Raw genomic sequence first — 17,120 nt, forward strand, 5'->3', positions numbered from 1 at the left:
GGTGCGCGAACCGGACCGGCGGATCGGCGCGGACCAGGTGCGGGCGGCGGCCGCGGCCGCCGCTGTGCTGCTGTGGCGGTCCGGCCCGGCGCGGCTGGCCGGGCTCCTGGTCATGACGGCGGCCGCGGCGACCGCGCCGATCGCCACCGCCTGGCTGACCAAGCTCGTCCTCGACCGGCTCGTCGAGCGCAGCGGCGCGGTCGGCGGCCTCGCGGCGGCGCTGGCGTTCGCCGGGCTGGCCGTCGCCGCGCTGCCGGTGGTGGTCCACTACGTCCGCGCGCAGATCGGCCGCGCGGCGAGCGCGGTCGCCACCGACCGGCTGTTCGCCGCGCTGGGCCGTCAGGTCGGGTTGCGCACCTTCGAGGACCCGGCCTACCAGGACCGGTTGCGGCTGGCCCAGGAGAGCTGCGGCCGGGTGCCGGAGATCGTCGACGGCGTCGGCGGCACGCTCAGCGGAACCCTTTCGCTGGCCGGGTTCCTCGGCTCGCTGCTCGTGCTGAGCCCGGCGATGACCGGCGTCGTGCTGGCCGCCGCGATCCCCGCGCTGCTCGCCGAACTGCTGCTGGCCCGGCGCCGCGCCGCGGTGGAATGGCGCGTCGAGCGGTTCGCGCGGCGCGAGTTCTTCTACAGCCAGCTGCTCACCGGGGTCGCCGCCGCGACCGAGATCCGGCTGTTCGGCATCGGGGCGTTCCTGCGCGCCCGGCTGATGGACGAGCGCCGCAGCGCCAACGACGCCCAGCGCCGCATGGACGAACGCGAGCTGTGGACGATGGGCGGGCTGACGGCGCTGAGCGCGGCCGTCGCCGGTGCGGGGCTGTGGTGGGCGATCACGTCGGCGGCCGGCGGGTCGCTCAGCGCCGGCGACGTGTCGATGTTCGTGGCGGCCGTCGCCGGGGTGCAGGGCGCGCTGGGCACGTGTGCGTCGGCGATCGCCAACGGCCAGGCCCGGCTGCTGTCGTTCGCGCACTACGTCGCCGTGGTCCGCGCGGAACCCGATCTGCTGAGCGGATCCGGTGCCGCGGCACCGGCGTTGCGCCAGGGGCTCGAGCTGCGTGACGTGTGGTTCCGGTACAGCGACGAGCACCCGTGGGTGCTGCGCGGGGTGGACCTCACCATCCCGCACGGCGCGGCGGTCGCCCTCGTCGGCCTCAACGGCGCGGGCAAGAGCACGCTCGTGAAGCTGTTGTGCCGCATGTACGACCCGACGCGCGGGCGGATCCTCTGGGACGGGGTGGACCTGCGCGACCTCCCGCCCGCGTCGCTGCGCGAGCGGATCAGCGCCGTGTTCCAGGACCACATGAACTACGACATGACCGCGGCCGAGAACATCGGCCTCGGCGAGCTGTCCGCGCTGGACGACCGCGACCGGCTGGTGGCCGCCGCGACGCGGGCGGGCGCGCACGACCGGATCGCCGCGCTGCCGCGCGGGTACGACACGCCGTTGACCCGGATCTTCGAGCTCGGCGAGGACACCTCGACCGGCGTGGTGCTCTCCGGCGGGCAGTGGCAGCGCCTGGCGCTGGCCCGTTCGCTCGTCCGGGAAGGGCGGGACCTGATGATCCTGGACGAGCCGAGCTCCGGTCTCGACCCGGAGGCCGAGCACGAGGTGCACGCGCGCATCCGCGAGCACCGGCGGGGCCGCACGAGCCTGCTCATCTCCCACCGGCTGAGCGCGGTGCGCGACGCCGACCGCATCGCGGTGCTCGAGGACGGCCGGATCGCCGAGCTGGGCACGCACGAAACCCTGCTCGCCGACGGCCGCGGCTACGCGCGCCTGTTCCGCCTGCAGGCCGACGGCTACCAGGCCGTGCCGTGAGAGTCCTGGTCCTCGCCGGACTGCTGGCCGCGGTCGTGGCCCGCCGCGCGCTGATCCTGACCACAGTGGACGGTGCGAGCATGGCCCCGGCCCTGCGCTCCGGCGACCGGGTCCTGGTGCGCCGCACCCGCCGTCCCCGGCGCGGTCAGGTGACCCTGCTGCGCTACCCGCCGTTGCCGAGCGGAGCGCCGACGGGGGACCAGCTGCTGCTCAAACGCGTGGTGGCGGTGGAGGGTGACCGCCTGCCGCCCGCCTGGGCCGACCCGGACGTGCACGGCCTCGGAGGTGCGACGGTGCCCCCGGGCTGCGCTGTCGTCCTGGGTGACAACCGGCCGTCCAGCTGGGATTCCCGGCACTACGGGTTCGTGCCGCGGGAGCGGCTGGTCGGTGTGGTGGTGCGGCAGGTCTCCCGCGAGTGACTCACCCGAGGGCGCGGTAGCCGGCGCAGCCTCGGTCGCGCTCGCCTCTTCGGCGAAGACGAGGTCGATCGTGTTCGGGCCGAGCAGGCAGACGCCGTCTACCGTGCCGCCGACGGCAGAACCTGGTCGCGTCACACGCGGGCGCCGGCGCGACTGTGGACCAGTCGACGGCAGCGGGCCGTCCGGTCGGGGGTTGATGCACCGGGCCGCGGCGACCACCGTTGTGGTCAGCTCCCTGCGAAGGCTCATAGCCGGCGAACCGGCCTCGACTGTCGCCACGGATCAGAGACAGGGGATCGACGAGGCGTTCGACCTGCTGAGCGACGGGATCGGCACCTTCGGCGGCAGCACCTGACCACTCTCGGCAAGCAGGACGCTAACCGTCGACGGTTCGGCGGTCCGCATCTGGCCGGCCGGTGCGATTCAGGAGTCCGGTGAGGTAAATATCAGCCTGGCGTCGGGCCGTGGCTTTCCAGTCCGGGACGTGGGGGAGACCCTGCGCCAGCAATGCGCCGAAGCTGACGATGTCGGCTCTGGTCACGTCGGCCCGGATCGTGCCGTCGTCCCGTCCTTGTTCGAGGATCGACCCCAGCGTCCGGTGGGTTTCGTCCCGGAGCGCGACGGTGGCCTGGTCGCTGGGTGCCGGGCCACCGTGCATCGGGAGCACGAGATCCGATCCGTGCTCGATGGTTCGTTCGAGGAAGAAGCGGATCCTCTCGATCGGTGGTCCGTCGAGGGCGGCGGCCCGGCGGGCGGTCTCCAGCACCAGCTGGAAGGACCGGTGCGTCAAGGCTCCGAGCAGCGCGTCCCGCGAGGGGTAGTGGCGGTAGACGGTCCCGACGCCGACCCCGGCGTCCGCCGCGATGGTGGCCATCGGGACCGCGGTCCCTTCCCGGCGGACCGCGACGGCGGCCGCCGCCAAGACCCGGTCGCGGTTGTCGATCGCGTCCCGCCGCAGCTCCCGCTGCCTGCCGGGGCCACCTCTGCTCTCGCTCACGGCTCCGATCATCGCAGTTCGGTGCTTCGCCGGAGTCGTTGACAGCCGATTAGCCGGACGATATCGTCCGTTTATCGCGACTGAGTGTCGCCGAGCCGCGTGTCCTGGCCCCGATCACCGTCGATCCGGTCCGTACGATTCTCCGGAAAGCAGGACCGTTGTGACGTTCACCGTCGACCCTCAGGTCGCCGCGATCCTGGCCCCGATGGCCGAAGCCATGGCTGCCGCACCGCACCCCGCCGTCGGCGACGTCGCGACCCGGCGCGTCGCGTTGGAAGCGATGATGGCCGAGACCGCGGCGCTGCAGCCCACCCCGGCCGACGTGACGACCACCGACTTCCACGCGGTGGCCGGGGACGGCGCGAAGGTGCTGCTGCGCTGGTACGCCAAGGACGGCGCCGCCCCGGGCTCGGCCGCGTTGTACCTGCACGGCGGCGGGATGATCCTGGGCAGCGTCGCGCTCTACGACGCGCCGATCGCCCGGTACGTGTCCGCGAGCGGCGTGCCGATGCTGGCCGTCGACTACCGGCTCGCGCCCGAACACCCCGACCCCACGCCGGTCGAGGACGTCTACACCGGACTGAAGTGGCTCCACGACCACGCCGCCGAACTCGGCGTCGACCCGGCCCGGATCGCGGTGATGGGGGACAGCGCCGGTGGCGGCCTGGCCGCCGGGGTGACACTGCTGGCTCGCGACCGCGGCGGGCCGGCGGTGGCGCGCCAGATCCTCGTGTTCCCGATGCTCGACGACCGCACGACGACGCCGGACCCGGAGCTGGTCCCGTTCGCGACCTGGACCTACGAGGACAACGTCACCGGGTGGTCGGCGCTGCTCGGTGACCGGGCCGACGTCTCGCCGTACGCCGCCGCGGCGCGGGCGAACGACCTGTCGGGCTTGCCACCGACGTACCTCGAGGTGGGCCAGCTCGACATCTTCCGCGACGAAGACCTGGACTACGCCCGGCGGCTCGGCGCGGCCGGGGTCGACGTGGAGTTCCACCTGCACCCCGGGGTGCCGCACGAGTTCGAAACTTTCGCCTGGGACACCGACGTCGCCCGCCGCGCGGTCGCCGATCGCCTGCGTGTCCTCGGTTCCCTCTGACTGTCCATTTCGAACGGAGCCACCCGATGAGCATGGCCTACCTCGCCCAGCCCGACCAGCAGCAGAAACTGGAGTGGCTCGACGGCGGCACGCTGTCGATCCTGCTCGACAGCGCGGCCACCGACGGCCAGCTGATGGTCGGCCGGTTCGACGTCGCGAAGGGGGAGGCGCCGCCGTTTCACCTGCACACCAAGGAAGACGAAGTCTTCATGCTCATCAAGGGCACCGCGCTGGTCTGGGTGGGCGAGGAGGAGATGGAGCTCGCCGAGGGTGGCATCGTCTTCCTGCCCAAGAACATCCCGCACGCCTACCGCATCACGTCCGCGACCGCGGACCTGCTGATGATCAACACGCCGGCGGGCATCGAGGGCATGTTCCGTCACGCCGGCCGCGACCGGGCCGAACCCCGGCCGGACGGTTTCGAGATCTCGCCGGCCCGGATGGCCGAGGCGGCGGAGAAGTTCGGGAACGTCATCGTCGGACCGCCGCGCTGACCCCGATCTCCGGTCGACGATCCGCTGAGCGCTGCCGCGGCTGAGCCGGGTCCCACGGCTCCTGCTGGTCCTCGGCTTCGAAAATGCGCAGCACGCATAAGTTGCGCGGTAAGAAAACATTGCGTGACACGCAAGATATCAGTACGGTCATCGGCATGACCGATTCGCTGGACACGACTCCTCGGCGCAGCCGACGGGACCAGCAGCGCGACGAGACCCGCCGGGATCTCGCGCTCACGGCGTTCCGGATCGCCACGAGCCGTGGCCTGGCCAACGTGCGGGTGCCGGAGATCGCCGCAGCGGCGGGCGTCTCGCCTCGCACGTTCAACAACTACTTCCACAGCAAGGAAGAGGCGATCGTGTGGCCGGCCGCGCAGCACGCCGTGAGCATGGCGAGCCTGCTGCGCGACCGCCCGGCCGGCGAGCCGCTCGGCGACGGGTTGGTCGCCGCCGTCGTCGCGCTCTACGGGCCGGAGGCGGGTCAAGAGTTGCCGGCCAATTGGCTACAGGACTTCCGCGACCTGGTCGCAGCGGAGCCGTCGCTGCACGGCGAGTACCTGCGGGCGGCCTCGACCGCCGAGCGCGCGTTGGCCGACGCCGTCGCCGAGCGGATGGGCGCCCCGGCCGGGCAACTGCGGGCGCGGGTGGTGGCCGGGATGGTGGTCGGGGCCGAGCGCGCCGCCGTCATGAACTGGATGCAGACCCGCGACGGCTCGCTGGCCGACACCGTCCGTACCGCGGTCCTGCAGGCGACCGCCAGCCTGGGCGATGCGTAGTGGCCCCCGCCGACCTGAAGGGAGGCCGAGCCGCATGAACGAGCCAGTGACGATCGGCCGGGTACGGGTGTTCGACGGCGAACGCGTACTGCCCGAGCGCGACGTGATCATCCAAGACGGGGTGGTCACCAGCGTCGCGGAGCCGGCCACCGGGCCGGCCGACGTCGACGGGCGCGGACGCACCTTGCTGCCCGGCCTGTTCGACGCGCACGTCCACCTCGCCCCGGACCCGCCGACCGCGCTGCGCCACCTCGTCACGATGGGGGTCACGACCGCCCTGGACATGTTCACCGGCGGTGCCGCCCTCACCCGTATCCGCGAGCTCCGCCAGGCAGACCCGCCGGACCTGGCCGACGTACGCACGGCCGGCACCGGCGCCACCGTGCCCGGGAACATGCTGGAGAAGATCACCGGTCAGCCACTGCCCACAGTGGACGGCCCGGCCGCCGCGGAGGCGTGGGTCGACGCGCGGCTGCGCGACGGCGCCGACTACATCAAGATCGTCTACGACGAACGGGAGGGCGGCCCGATGGACGAGGCCACCCTGGCCGCCCTCGTACGCGCCGCGCACGCCCGCGGGGTCCTCGCCGTCGCGCACACCCTCGCCGAACGGCCCGCCCGCGCAGCCATCGCCGCCGGCGTGGATGGGCTGGCACACCTGTTCGTCGGCGAAAGTGCCGGCGACGACTTCGGCGAATACGCCGCGCGGCACCGCGTCTTCGTCGTACCCACGCTCATTGTCCTTCGTGGACTGTGCGGCTACCGCCCGCACGAGGAGCTCGCGGCCGATCCACGGTTGGCCGAGATGATCGGCCGTGACCGGCCACCCGTGCCGGTCAGGCCCGCAGAACCCCGCCGCCACCACCTCTACAACGCTGCCACGGCCGCACTGCGCCAACTCGCCGCCGCGGGCGTCCCGCTGCTCGCCGGCACGGACACCGGACTGCCCACCGCGGCGCTCGGCGTAATCGGCTACGGCGCCACCTTCCACGGCGAACTGGAACTGCTGGTGCGGGCCGGCCTCAGTCCGACCCAGGCGCTCACCGCCGCCACCTCGGCACCCGCGGACGCCTTCCGGCTCACCGACCGCGGCCGCATCCAGCCCGGGAAGCGCGCCGACCTGACGCTCGTCGACGGCGACCCGACCACCGACATCCGCCGCACCCGCAACGTGGTCGCCGTCTGGAAACGCGGCGTCCGCCTCGACCTCGCCGTCCCCCTTCACGCGGATTCGACCCGGGAAGGGGAATGACCGGACTCATCGGCGGCCACCCAGACAGAATGCCGGGCGAAGTGGCCCGCGCGCAGCGCTCAGGAACGGACCAAGTCCGTGGGCGCGGTCCAGCCGGTGGAACGGATCCACTCGGCCAGGTCCCGGGTGGACGGCTCGATCGCCCGCACCGCCGCGAGGTCGGACGGGTGGGCGGACGCCTCGGCGAACTGGCGGAACATCGCCTTGTCGAGGTCGTTGCCGAGGACGCTCAGCGGTAAGGCCTCGTAGCGCGCCGGGAGCCCGGCGTGCGCGCCGAACGCGGCGGCGATCTGGCTTCCCGTCAGCTCGTCGCCGACGACCTCGACCGCTCCGCCGGGCACGTCCGCTGTGCCGAGCAGGATCGAGGCGGCGACCTGGCCGATGTCCTTGACCGAGATCATCTTCAGGGCGACGTCGTCCGGCAGCGGCAGCCTCAGCACGATCGTTCCGTCCTCCACGCTCGGCGCCATCACGGTCGCGAAGTTCTCCATGAAGGCGGTCGGGCGAACCATCGTGGCCCGCAGGCCGGAATGCTTCAGGTATTCCTCGATCCGGTGCTTCGAGTCGTGGTGCGGCACGTCCGTTTCGCGGTCCGCCCCGAAAACCGAGTTGAACACGACGTGTGGCACGTGCGCCGCGGCCGCCGCGTCGACGAGGGCGGTGCCCACTCGGACCTCCTCCTCGACCTCCTCGAGGCTGTTCGCCTCCGGGGTCATGAAGTAGAACGCGTCGACCGCCTTCAGCGCGGCGACCGTTGACGCCGGGTCGTCGATCCGGACTGCCGACAGCTCGACGCCCCGGGCGGCCAGCGCCCGCGCCCGGTCGGACTCGGGGGAGCGGACGAGGGCCCGCACCCGCGCTCCTCGGGCCAGCAGCGCGTCGACGACCGCCCCGCCCTGCTGCCCTGTCCCGCCGAAGACCGCGATCGCGCCGGTTTCCTGTGTGTTCATGTCGCCCACCTCTCATTGGTTCACGCCGTGAACAACATTAGTTCACGGCATGAACCTCCGCAAGGTGCACGGGTCTGCTGAGGGTTTGCGCAGTAGGTCAGGACGAGGCGGACCCCGGAACGCCCGCCGCGTCCACGATGGCGGTGGCGAGGCGTTCGAAGTCGTGCTGGTCGTCGGCGTCGAGGTTCTCCGCGATGTCGGGCAGGCGCTTGGTGGTCTCGGCGTAGATGGCTTCGGCGAGCACCTTCCCCGGGGGCGTCACGCCGAGCATGATGACCCGCCGGTCCTGCTCCGAGTTCACCCGGCGGACCAGGTCGCGCCGCTCGGTGCGGTCGACGAGCTGGCTCAGCGCGTTCTTGGTCATGCCGAGCGAGGTGGCAAGGTACGCCATCTGCCGCGGCTCGTCCTTGATCGCGCAAAGCAAGGTGGCCTGCGAGGGGGTCAGGTCGTACTCGGCGCAGATCTGCGCGTACCTACGCTGGATCAGGACCGAGAGCCAAAACAGCTTGTCGCCGTAGTCCACACCCGCCTCCTCTCTTCCGATGCCAAACGCTCAGCCTACCGGCCGCGGACCGGCCCGCCCGACTGCTGACCTGCCGGTGAAGTCCGGCTTCAGCGTTCACGAGCGCGCGGCAGTCTGTGATTGCCGTGTTGGCCGCAACGGGTCAGCCTCGGGTGTTCCAGACCAGGGGCGCTTTGCGGGTCCATGCGTCGTCCTCGATCGTCTGGACGAGGAACTGGGCGAGGTCGGCGCGGTTGATCCGTGCGCCGGGCTTTTCGGTGCCGGGCTCGGCGGCCCGCACGGGGCCACCGGCGGGCTTGTCGGTCAGGGTGACGGCACGGGCCAGGGTCCAGTCGATGCCGGACGAGGCGCGGATGACCCGGTCGACGCCACTGTGGTCCGCGAAGCCTGCCTTGATGTTCGACAGCTTGATGAACGCCTTCACCAGCGGGTTGAGCCGGGCCCAGTCGTCGCCCGCGCCCTGCGTGGACGTCAGCACGATGCGGCGGATGCCCTGCTCGCCCATGACGGTGAGAGTGCGGCGGGCGGCGTCGGTCATGAACATCGGCGGGCTGACCGGCTTGGCCCATGGGTTGTCGGAGGCGCGGCCGTTGTTCAGCACGCTGATCACGGCCTCGGTGCCTTTGGCGGCCCGGCGGATGTCGTCGATGTTGGCGGGGGTGCCCTGGATCAGTTCGACGCCGGCCGGTGCCTGCACCTTGTCGGGGTCGCGGACCAGGGCGCGGACGTGGTGGCCGCGCTGGGCCGCGTACTCCAGCACGTGAGCGCCGGTGCGGCCGCTGCCGCCGAAGACCAGGAGGTTGCTCATGGTGATCAAAATGCCTTTCGAGGAGTTCAGGGGGTCGATCAGGCGCGCTCGGGGACGGCGCAGCCGTCCGGTCCGCAGACCGGAGCATCGCCGGCGGGGGTGAGGGGATGGCTTTCGTCCCAGGCCTTGCGCAGCAGTTCGAGGAAGCGGTCGCTGTCCTGGGTGCCGGGCACGCCGTAGCGGTCGTCGACGACGATGAACGGCGCGCCGGTCGCCCCTAGGCGCTGCGCGCGGGCCGCGTCGTCGCGGACCTGCCGGCGGTAGCGGCGGTCGGTGAGGGCCCGGCGGGTCTGCTCGCGGTCCAGGCCCAGCTCGTCGGCGAGCACCAGGAGGTCGTCCACGGAGAAGACCGGCTCGGCCTTGCCGAAGTAGGTGGCGAAGATCGCGTCCCAGGCCTCGCGGTTCTTGCCCTGGGCGCCGGCGTGGGCGAGGAACTCGTGCGCCAGGTCGGTGTTGTCGACCTTGTTGTCCAGCACCCGGTAGGGGATCAGGCCCTCGCTCTCGGCGAGCTTCTCGATCCGCCGGGTCGAGGTCTCGGCCTGGCTGCCGCCCATGCCGTGCCGGCGGAGCAGGGCTTCGCGGACGGAGAAGGTGTCCCCCTCGGGGAAGCTGCTGCTGAGCGGGAACGAGTGGTGGACCAGTTCCACCTCGTCCGCGTGCTCGAACCGCTCGACCTTCATCACGCACCTCCAATTCTTACAACTTGTGCGTAACGCCATGCTGGACCAGCATGGAAGGCGGTACAAAAGGCACATCGGTGTGCGTGCCGGAGAGGAATGTGCGTAATGGAGACGGCCGACGGAGCAGAGGTGACGGCACGAGCGGCGGCGATCGGGCCGTGCGCGGCCATCCCCGCCGAGCACATGGAGTTCATCCGCCAGACCCTCGACCGCGTCGGCGATAAGTGGAGCCTGCTGCTCATCGCGGTCCTGGAGTCCGGACCGCTGCGCTACACCGAGCTGCAAAGGCAGGTGCCGGGCATTTCCCAGCGCATGCTCAGCCTCACCCTTCGCCAGCTCCAGCAGGACGGCCTGATCACCCGCACCGCCTACGCCGAGGTACCCCCGCGCGTCGAGTACACCCTCGCCCCGCTGGGTCGGGGCCTGCACGAGATCGTCACCTCGCTGATCGGCTGGGCCGCCGACCACCACGACGAGATCCGCGCCAACCGCGAGCGCGCCGCAACGGCCGGACCATGACCACCACGCAAGCGGTCACGGACACGATGCGTTTCAAAGGCTTCTGAAGCACCCTCATGAAACAGTCCCGGCTTGTGAGCGATCACTTCGAGCGCGTGGAATCGCACGACTACCCGATGTCCCTGCCGGTTGGCTGGCGCGCCGCACGATGTAACGAAGTTACAGTACGGTGGCAAGTGTGACGGGAGCGGGACGGAATCGGGTGTGACGATGGGGACCGTGTCAGGGGATGCCACTGCCGGTGGGGTGCCGGAGCGGCTGGTGCAGGCCACGATCGGCCTGCTGGCCGAGCAGGGGCCGGCCGCGATCAAGGCGCGGACGGTGGCGTCCGCGATCGGGCTGACGACCTCGACCGTCTACCACCACTTCGGCGGGATCGCCGAACTCATCGCCGCGGTCGCCGATCACGGGTTCCGTGAGCTGGACCGGGCGTTCGCCGAGCTGCCGGTGACCGACGACCCGGTGGCGGACTTGTTCGCGATGGCCCTGACCTGCCGACGGGTCGCGCGGGAGAACCCGCACCTCTACGACCTGATGTTCGGTCTGTCGACGCGGTCGACCTACCGGCCGCTCGCCGAGCCGGAGACGCGGCGGAGCGGGCGTTCGGCAGCGTTCCGGGGCGCCCACCGGCACGTCACCCGAGCCTGTTCCCGGCTGGTGGGCACCGGCCGGGCCGATGCCCAGGATCCCGACGTGATCGCCGCGCAGCTGTGGAGTTTCGTCCACGGCTACGTCACGCTCGAGCTGGCCGAGCACTTCGCCGAGTTCGCCGATCCGGTCACCGAGGTCCTGCTGCCGCTGGGGGTCAACTTCGCGGTCGCGCTCGGCGACACCCGGGAGCGGGCCGAAGCCTCGCACCACGCGGTGCTGCAGCGCGCAGTGGCGAGCTGAGGTTCACCGCCCGAGGAATTCGAGGGCCTGGGGGACGAACTCGTGGTGGTACTGGAAGATGCCGCCGTGCCCGCCGTCGGGGTAGATCACCAGCTCGCTGTCCGGCAGGCGCCGGGCGAGGTCGGTCGAGTTCTTCGTCGGCACCATCCGGTCGTTGTCGCCGTTGGCGACGAGCACGGGCACCTTGATGACCGAGAGGTCGGACGGCTTTTCCAAGCCCCACTTGTGAATGGCCGCGAGTTGCGCGAAGTAGGACTTGAGGGCAATCGCCTTGTCCCGGTTGTTCGTGCGCTCCTTCAACCGGGCCAGGAACTCCTTACCCGCCCGGCGCCCGTTCGCGGTCCTGGTGAAGAACAGGAACTGCTTCGGGTCCTGGAACGTGAGCAGCCCGCGGACCGTGTCCAGATGCGACAGCCTGGTCACGTTCTTGATGCCCTCGCCACCGGCGGGGCCCGTCCCGGCGAGGATCAGCTTGCGGATCAGCCGCGGCTCTTCCTGGGCGATCACCTGGGCGATCATGCCGCCCATGGAGAAGCCTAGGATGTCGACCTCGGTCAGCCCCAGCGCCCGGATGAAGGTGACCGCGTCGGCCGCCATCGCCTGGATGGTCTTCGGCGTCGTGCCGGTGGACGTGCCGACTCCCCGGTTGTCGAAGGTGATCACCTGGTGGTGCGCGGCGATGCCGTCGACGACGCGGGGGTCCCAGTTGTCCAGCACCGCGGCCAGGTGGTTGAGGAAGATCACCGGTGTGCCGCCGTCCGGGCCGAGCTGCCGGTAGGCGTAGGTGACGCCGTTGACGTCGATGGTCTTGGTGGGTGCGTCCTGGTAGCGGGTGATCACGGTCATTGTCGTTCCCATGCTTTTGGAGTATGACCGTACGACCATAAGCCGGGACGGTACGGAGCCGCAAGAGGTTTGAATTATGACCGTAATTACATGAGCAGGGGCCTTGCCGTGGGGGCTGTAACGAAGTTACGTTGTCCGTCATGAAACGAGACTTAGCAGGTAGGCGGCTCGTCGCGACCGGTCCGGCAGATCGACGAAGCTTCGTTCGAACGGATCGTGGACATCAACTTGACCGGCGTCTTCCGCACGGTGAAGTCGTCGCGTACGTCCAGCCGCGCCCCGGCCGGACCGTCGACATCGAGACGCTGAAAGCACGCTGTGCGGAGAGCCGCAGCGGTTACAAACGGCCGACCGACAAGGGCGCGCTGAGAGCCACCCACCGGATCACCCAGAAAGCTGGCTGACATGAAGGCATTCGTCGTCGAGAAGTACGGCGAGGACACCGTGCGCGCCGCGGAGGTACCCGAGCCCGCGGTCGGGGCCCGTGACGTCCTCGTCCGGGTGCACGCCACGAGCGTCAACCCCCTCGACAACATGGTGCGCAACGGGGAGTTCAAACAGCTCCTGAAGTACAAGACGCCGTTCGTGCTGGGCCACGACGTGGCCGGTGTCGTGACGAAGGCCGGTCCGGCCGTCCGCGGCTTCCGGGTCGGCGACGAGGTCTACGCCCGTCCGCGCGATCTGCGGATCGGCGGGTTCGCGGAGTACATCGCGATCGACGAGGACGACGTCGCGCCCAAGCCGGAGTCGCTGACGCTGCACGAGGCGGCCGCGGTGCCGCTGGTGGCGTTGGCCGCCTGGCAGATCCTCGTCGAGCGGGCGAACGTGCGGCCGGGGCAAAAGGTGCTTGTCCACGCGGGCGCCGGCGGCCTCGGCTCGACGGTCATCCAGCTCGCCAAGCACCTCGGCGCTTCGGTGGCGACCACCGCGAGCACGCCGACGATCGACCTGGTCCGCGACCTCGGCGCCGACGTCGTGGTCGACTACACGAAGGAAGACTTCTCGAAGGTGCTGTCCGGCTACGACCTGGTGCTGGACGCCCTGGGTGGGGCGAACCTGGAGAAGTCGCTGACGGTCCTGAAGCCCGGCGGCCTCGCCATCGGCGTCGCGGGTCCGCAGGACGCCGGATTCGCCAAGCAGCTCGGCGCCCCGTTCTTCCTGGGCGCGGTGATGAACTTCCTGAGCCGCAAGGTGCGCAAGCGGGCCAAGGCTTTGGGGGTGCGGTACGAGTTCTTCTTCATGCGGGCCAACGGTGCGCAGCTGCGCGAGCTCGGCGCCCTCTACGACAAGGGGGAGCTGCGCCCGGTGATCGACCGGACGTTCCCGTTCTCCGAAACGCTCGAGGCGCTGGCCCACGTCGAGCAAGGGCGTACGAAGGCGGGCAAGGTCGTCGTCGCCATCGTGCCCTGACAACTTTAGCGTATGGTCGTACTCGCAACGTGGTTAAGGAGTTTGCGAAGTGGTGCGATACGCGAAAGAGCACAAGCTGGAGACGAAACGCCGGATCGTCGAGACGGCCGGTCGCCGGCTCAAGCGTGACGGCATCGACGGCTCCGGCGTCGCGACGCTCATGGCGGACGCCGGGCTGACCAACGGGGCCTTCTACGCTCACTTCGGTTCCAAGGAGGACCTGGTCGCGACGGCCGTCACGGACCAGCTGTCCGGCCAGCGGGAGCAGCTCGCCGCGGTGACGCCGGGACGTGCGGGGGTGGAGCAGATCGTGCGCTCCTACCTTTCGCCGGAGCATCGCGACAACCCGGGTGAGGGCTGCCCTTCCGCCGCGCTGCTGGACGAGATCGTCCGGTGCGCGGAATCGACTAAGCAGGCGTATACCGAGGGCGTGCTGGGCATCATCGACGACATGGCCGCCCGCCTCGCGCCGGAGGACCCGATGTCGGCTCGGACCACGACGCTAAGCGTCTACGCGATGATGGTCGGGACTATGCAGCTGTCCCGTGCCGTCACCGACCGGCGGCTGGCCGATGAGCTACTGGAGCAGGGCATCCGGAATGCCCTCGCGATATTCGACGGCGTGGGTCGGGCCGACTGAGCACTCGCGGAGCTGAAACCGCGGCGTTGGCGCACCGGGGCGGATCGCTCCCGTCCACCATTGAGGCGCGGTCCGACAGCAGCCACGCCGCCGCCTCGGCCACTTCCTCCGGGCGGGCCAGCCGCTTCAGCGCGTTCCACCCGGCGACCCGGTCGCGCTCGCCGGGGACCGAGTCGAGCCACGGCCCGGTCTGCGGGGTTTCGGTGACGCCGGGGTTCAGGACGTTGACCCGGATCCCCGCGGCGCCGTATTCGGCGGCCGCCGACTTCGACAGCCCGACCACGCCGTGCTTGGACGCGGAATACGCGGCGGAGAAAGCGGTCCCGAAGAACGCGGCCGTGCTGGCGTTGTTGACGATCGCGCCGCCACCGGCCGCGCGCATCGCGCGGATTTCGTGGCGCAGACACTGCGCGACGCCGGTCAGGTTGGTCTCGTTCGTGACCGGCGCGGAGCTGGCCGTGGACGGCGGCTACACGGCGATCGCGCCGTATGTCGGATGACCGTCGCCCGCGTGCTGCTACTTGACCGGGATACGCATGAATACCGCCCGTGCCGGTCGGGCTGGCCGCTTCCTTGGACTGCGACACCTAGGACTCGTCGACCACGACGATCGGCTTGCCGCCGCCTTGCCGTCCGGCGCTGAACGCCTTCGGCACGTCGGCCAGTGAGTGGCGTGACCCGATCGGCACGCGCAGGCTGCCTTCGCGCACCAACGCGGCCAGCTGGACGAGCTGGGCCCGGTCTGCTTCCTCGTCAGCGAGATCACCGGCGCGACGTCGCTCTGTCGAGGGGGACACGCCACGCGGCGATCATCGACGACGGGCCGGCGACGGGCCGGAACCGGCAGCGATACTGGGCGGTGCGAGCCGCGGCAAGCTCACGAGCATGTTCCCTCCCTGCGGGTGATCGCTGGTTGGTGCCCGCCGGCGAGCACCTCTTACCGCTGCCGTGAGGATCCCGGCCGGACACCAGCCTGAATGGACGACATGGTCCACTTCGGGTATCGTTCCCGGGCGAGCCGTGCCCGACCTTCCCGACGAAACCCGGAGTGCAGTTGGCAGACGTTTTGCGCGCGGTCGTCGACGAGCTGACGTCGGACCCCTCCAACGCGTGGGCCCGGGACCTCGGCTACCGGCCCGTGTGGGCCGGGGCGCCGTCCGCGCGGGTCGTGATCATCGGTCAGGCGCCGGGTCGGCGAGCCCAGGAAAGCGGGGTCCCGTGGGACGACGCCAGCGGCGTGCGGCTGCGCTCGTGGCTCGGTGTTCGCGACGACGAGTTCTACGATCCCGAGCTGTTCGCCATCGTGCCGATGGACTTCTACTTCCCGGGCAAGGGCAGGACGGGCGACCTGCCTCCGCGCCGGGACTTCGCGCCTCGCTGGCATCCGCGGATCCTGGCCGGGATGCCCGACGCCACCCTCCGCGTGCTCGTCGGCACGTACGCGCAGCGGTTCTACCTCGCCGGCCGGGCCAAAGCGAACCTCACCGAGACCGTGCGGGCCTACGGTGAGTACCTCCCCGCCGAGTTCCCGCTGGTGCACCCGTCACCGCTGAACCACCGCTGGCACGCCCGGAACCCGTGGTTCGAGACCGAGGTCGTCCCCGCGCTGGCCGGCCGGGTCGCGCTCGCGCTGGGACGTGGGTGACGGCGTCCGCAACTGGTCTGGAAGGTCCGTACTCCGCCGGGAACCGCTGACCTGGGATCGGCCGCCCGGCCGCGCCGGTGCGATAGTGTGGTGCCGTGGTGGAACCGGAGAGCCCAGCGCGGCCGGTCCGGCGGACGGCGCGTGGCGAAGCGACCCGCGTGCGGATCCTGCGGGCCGCCGTCGACTTGATGACGGTGAAAGGGGTGGCCGCCACCACGCTCGACGACGTCCGCGCGGCGAGCAGCACCAGCAAGTCGCAGCTCTACCACCACTACCCCGACAAGGACGCCCTGGTCCAGGACGTCATCGAGGTCCAGGCCGAAGAGGTGCTGACCACCCAGGGGGAGCAGCTGCGGCGGCTCAACTCGATCCGCGGCCTGGAGCGCTGGCGGGACGCGATGGTCCAGCGCAGTGCGCTGCGCAACGGGGCCTACGGGTGCCGTCTGGGTTCGCTGGCGAGTGAGCTCTCGGACCAGAACGAGCGCGCTCGGTCGGCGCTGGCGGGCCATTTCGAGACCTGGCAGGGGCTGATCACCGGCGGCCTGCGGCGGATGCGGGACGCCGGGAAGCTGCGGCCGGACGCCGACCCCGAGCGGCTCGCCATCGGCCTGCTCGGTGCCCTGCAAGGCGGGTACCTGCTCGCCCAGACCGAGCACGACGTCCAGCCGATGCGCATCGCGCTCGACATGGCCATCGACCACATCCGCGGCTTCCAGCCCTGAGTCCGCGGCGGCTGCGTCACGCCGCGGGGGAGTGCTTCACGGTGAGGGACGCGGGACCGATACGCAGGACCCCGTCGTCGAGCGGGGCGCACCGCACGCCGCCGCGCCCACGCAGCCCGCGGAACGCGCCGGGCGCCAGCACCACGTCCATCCAGGCGCACGGGTGGGCCGGGCGGTAGGCCTGGAACCGGACTTCGCCCGCTCCCGAGTCGAGGCTGAAGACGGCTCCGGTCCCGCCTCGCGGCGCGGCCAGCTCGTCGACGGGGAACCCGCGCACGACGATGTTGCGTCGCGGCAGGTGCGGGCCCGGTACCGCGGCGAGGTCGAGGTCCCGCGTGAGGACGTCGAGTGACTCGGCGGCGAAGAGGGTGACGGCCGCCCGCCGGTGGGCGGGCTGGTTGAAGTACCGGTCCCCGACGAGCCCGAGCCCGGCGCGCACGGTCACCTCGTTGCGCTCGACGGGGTGCGGGTCGGGCCGTGGGCCGTCCGCGGGACGGCCTTCGAAGGCGTGGACCGGGGAGACCAGCAGCGCGACCGAACTGATCGCTTTCGCGCAGCGCAAGATCACCCCGGGCGCCGCCGCGCTGCTGGCCGCGCTGAAGGTCGTCGCGGAGACCGACGTCGAGCGCA

The 17,120-nt window shown here is 71.0% G+C and carries 21 protein-coding genes; 12 read left to right on the forward strand and 9 right to left on the reverse strand.

The genetic code is table 11. The features are described from left to right. Position 1 precedes the first annotated feature (1 nt). Positions 2-1,816: an ABC transporter ATP-binding protein gene (locus ABZ342_RS44050; protein WP_360486594.1), complete on the forward strand. Its 1,815-nt coding sequence runs from the start codon at positions 2-4 to the stop codon at positions 1,814-1,816. Continuing rightward, entirely contained in the window at positions 1,813-2,235 is a 423-nt protein-coding gene (locus ABZ342_RS44055) for a S26 family signal peptidase (RefSeq protein ID WP_360486597.1), read from the forward strand. The genes ABZ342_RS44050 and ABZ342_RS44055 overlap by 4 nt, the downstream gene beginning before the upstream one ends. Positions 2,236-2,611: 376 nt before the next feature. On the opposite strand, the gene ABZ342_RS44060 is transcribed toward ABZ342_RS44055, so the two are convergent. Continuing rightward, positions 2,612-3,232, reverse strand: coding sequence for a TetR/AcrR family transcriptional regulator (locus ABZ342_RS44060; protein WP_360486600.1), 621 nt, complete (start codon positions 3,230-3,232; stop codon positions 2,612-2,614). A gap of 160 nt (positions 3,233-3,392) precedes the next feature. On the opposite strand from ABZ342_RS44060, the gene ABZ342_RS44065 reads away from it, so the two are divergent. From ABZ342_RS44065 to ABZ342_RS44080, 4 genes are all read left to right on the forward strand, one after another. Further along, the gene (locus ABZ342_RS44065; protein ID WP_360486603.1) at positions 3,393-4,334 is read left to right on the forward strand and encodes an alpha/beta hydrolase; all 942 of its coding nucleotides are present in this window, start codon (positions 3,393-3,395) and stop codon (positions 4,332-4,334) included. Between the two features lie 26 nt (positions 4,335-4,360). Continuing rightward, positions 4,361-4,828 (forward strand): cupin domain-containing protein, encoded by a 468-nt coding sequence (locus tag ABZ342_RS44070; protein WP_360486606.1) that lies wholly within the window; start codon positions 4,361-4,363, stop codon positions 4,826-4,828. A 155-nt stretch (positions 4,829-4,983) separates the two neighbouring features. Further along, the gene (locus ABZ342_RS44075) at positions 4,984-5,604 is read left to right on the forward strand and encodes a TetR family transcriptional regulator (RefSeq protein ID WP_360486609.1); all 621 of its coding nucleotides are present in this window, start codon (positions 4,984-4,986) and stop codon (positions 5,602-5,604) included. Positions 5,605-5,638: 34 nt separating this feature from the next. Next, the gene (locus tag ABZ342_RS44080; protein ID WP_360486611.1) at positions 5,639-6,856 is read left to right on the forward strand and encodes an amidohydrolase family protein; all 1,218 of its coding nucleotides are present in this window, start codon (positions 5,639-5,641) and stop codon (positions 6,854-6,856) included. Between the two features lie 59 nt (positions 6,857-6,915). On the opposite strand, the gene ABZ342_RS44085 is transcribed toward ABZ342_RS44080, so the two are convergent. From ABZ342_RS44085 to ABZ342_RS44100, 4 genes are all read right to left on the reverse strand, one after another. Continuing rightward, positions 6,916-7,806, reverse strand: coding sequence for an NmrA/HSCARG family protein (locus ABZ342_RS44085; RefSeq protein WP_360486614.1), 891 nt, complete (start codon positions 7,804-7,806; stop codon positions 6,916-6,918). A gap of 97 nt (positions 7,807-7,903) precedes the next feature. Beyond that, on the reverse strand, positions 7,904-8,329 hold the full coding sequence (locus ABZ342_RS44090; protein WP_360486617.1) for a MarR family transcriptional regulator: 426 nt from the start codon (positions 8,327-8,329) through the stop codon (positions 7,904-7,906). A gap of 142 nt (positions 8,330-8,471) precedes the next feature. After that, positions 8,472-9,137, reverse strand: coding sequence for an NAD(P)-binding oxidoreductase (locus ABZ342_RS44095; RefSeq protein WP_360486620.1), 666 nt, complete (start codon positions 9,135-9,137; stop codon positions 8,472-8,474). Between the two features lie 38 nt (positions 9,138-9,175). Next, positions 9,176-9,817 carry a DsbA family protein gene (locus tag ABZ342_RS44100; protein WP_360486623.1) on the reverse strand — a complete coding sequence of 214 codons (642 nt, stop codon included), beginning with the start codon at positions 9,815-9,817 and terminating at the stop codon, positions 9,176-9,178. Between the two features lie 129 nt (positions 9,818-9,946). Between ABZ342_RS44100 and ABZ342_RS44105 the strand changes: the two genes are divergently transcribed. Beyond that, complete coding sequence (locus ABZ342_RS44105; RefSeq protein WP_360486626.1) at positions 9,947-10,336, forward strand: helix-turn-helix domain-containing protein; 390 nt, start codon at positions 9,947-9,949, stop codon at positions 10,334-10,336. Positions 10,337-10,546: 210 nt separating this feature from the next. Beyond that, positions 10,547-11,227, forward strand: a complete 681-nt coding sequence (locus ABZ342_RS44110) for a TetR/AcrR family transcriptional regulator (RefSeq protein WP_360486629.1) — start codon at positions 10,547-10,549, stop codon at positions 11,225-11,227. A 3-nt stretch (positions 11,228-11,230) separates the two neighbouring features. Here the strand turns inward: ABZ342_RS44110 and ABZ342_RS44115 are convergent, their stop codons facing one another. After that, positions 11,231-12,085: an alpha/beta hydrolase gene (locus ABZ342_RS44115; protein WP_360486632.1), complete on the reverse strand. Its 855-nt coding sequence runs from the start codon at positions 12,083-12,085 to the stop codon at positions 11,231-11,233. 393 nt (positions 12,086-12,478) lie between these two features. Between ABZ342_RS44115 and ABZ342_RS44120 the strand changes: the two genes are divergently transcribed. Both ABZ342_RS44120 and ABZ342_RS44125 read left to right on the forward strand, forming a co-directional pair. Continuing rightward, on the forward strand, positions 12,479-13,483 hold the full coding sequence (locus ABZ342_RS44120) for an NADP-dependent oxidoreductase (RefSeq protein ID WP_360486635.1): 1,005 nt from the start codon (positions 12,479-12,481) through the stop codon (positions 13,481-13,483). Between the two features lie 52 nt (positions 13,484-13,535). Continuing rightward, positions 13,536-14,123, forward strand: a complete 588-nt coding sequence (locus tag ABZ342_RS44125) for a TetR/AcrR family transcriptional regulator (RefSeq protein WP_360486638.1) — start codon at positions 13,536-13,538, stop codon at positions 14,121-14,123. Here the strand turns inward: ABZ342_RS44125 and ABZ342_RS44130 are convergent. After that, positions 14,035-14,505 (reverse strand): SDR family oxidoreductase, encoded by a 471-nt coding sequence (locus ABZ342_RS44130; RefSeq protein WP_360486641.1) that lies wholly within the window; start codon positions 14,503-14,505, stop codon positions 14,035-14,037. The two genes, ABZ342_RS44125 and ABZ342_RS44130, sit on opposite strands and share 89 nt — an antisense overlap. 205 nt (positions 14,506-14,710) lie before the next feature. Further along, positions 14,711-14,920, reverse strand: a complete 210-nt coding sequence (locus ABZ342_RS44135; protein ID WP_360486644.1) for a hypothetical protein — start codon at positions 14,918-14,920, stop codon at positions 14,711-14,713. Between the two features lie 257 nt (positions 14,921-15,177). Between ABZ342_RS44135 and ABZ342_RS44140 the strand changes: the two genes are divergently transcribed. Together ABZ342_RS44140 and ABZ342_RS44145 are read left to right on the forward strand one after the other, a co-directional pair. Next, positions 15,178-15,768, forward strand: coding sequence for a uracil-DNA glycosylase family protein (locus ABZ342_RS44140; protein WP_360486647.1), 591 nt, complete (start codon positions 15,178-15,180; stop codon positions 15,766-15,768). Positions 15,769-15,863: 95 nt separating this feature from the next. Further along, positions 15,864-16,490 carry a TetR family transcriptional regulator C-terminal domain-containing protein gene (locus ABZ342_RS44145; protein ID WP_360486650.1) on the forward strand — a complete coding sequence of 209 codons (627 nt, stop codon included), beginning with the start codon at positions 15,864-15,866 and terminating at the stop codon, positions 16,488-16,490. A 16-nt stretch (positions 16,491-16,506) separates the two neighbouring features. Here the strand turns inward: ABZ342_RS44145 and ABZ342_RS44150 are convergent, their stop codons facing one another. Further along, complete coding sequence (locus ABZ342_RS44150) at positions 16,507-17,058, reverse strand: molybdenum cofactor biosysynthesis protein (protein ID WP_360486653.1); 552 nt, start codon at positions 17,056-17,058, stop codon at positions 16,507-16,509. Positions 17,059-17,120: the final 62 nt, after the last annotated feature.

This window comes from Amycolatopsis sp. NPDC005961, assembly GCF_040629235.1.
Taxonomy (GTDB): Bacteria; Actinomycetota; Actinomycetes; order Mycobacteriales; family Pseudonocardiaceae; genus Amycolatopsis; species Amycolatopsis camponoti.

Bases quoted from the DNA above. Each gene is read 5' to 3' on its own strand.
- ABZ342_RS44070 (WP_360486606.1), top strand. From the start codon at position 4,361: ATGAGCATGGCCTACCTCGCCCAGCCCGACCAGCAGCAGAAACTGGAG.
- ABZ342_RS44075 (WP_360486609.1), top strand. From the start codon at position 4,984: ATGACCGATTCGCTGGACACGACTCCTCGGCGCAGCCGACGGGACCAG.
- ABZ342_RS44080 (WP_360486611.1), top strand. From the start codon at position 5,639: ATGAACGAGCCAGTGACGATCGGCCGGGTACGGGTGTTCGACGGCGAA.
- ABZ342_RS44085 (WP_360486614.1), bottom strand. From the start codon at position 7,806: ATGAACACACAGGAAACCGGCGCGATCGCGGTCTTCGGCGGGACAGGG.
- ABZ342_RS44095 (WP_360486620.1), bottom strand. From the start codon at position 9,137: ATGAGCAACCTCCTGGTCTTCGGCGGCAGCGGCCGCACCGGCGCTCAC.
- ABZ342_RS44100 (WP_360486623.1), bottom strand. From the start codon at position 9,817: ATGAAGGTCGAGCGGTTCGAGCACGCGGACGAGGTGGAACTGGTCCAC.
- ABZ342_RS44110 (WP_360486629.1), top strand. From the start codon at position 10,547: ATGGGGACCGTGTCAGGGGATGCCACTGCCGGTGGGGTGCCGGAGCGG.
- ABZ342_RS44115 (WP_360486632.1), bottom strand. From the start codon at position 12,085: ATGGGAACGACAATGACCGTGATCACCCGCTACCAGGACGCACCCACC.
- ABZ342_RS44120 (WP_360486635.1), top strand. From the start codon at position 12,479: ATGAAGGCATTCGTCGTCGAGAAGTACGGCGAGGACACCGTGCGCGCC.
- ABZ342_RS44130 (WP_360486641.1), bottom strand. From the start codon at position 14,505: ATGCGCGCGGCCGGTGGCGGCGCGATCGTCAACAACGCCAGCACGGCC.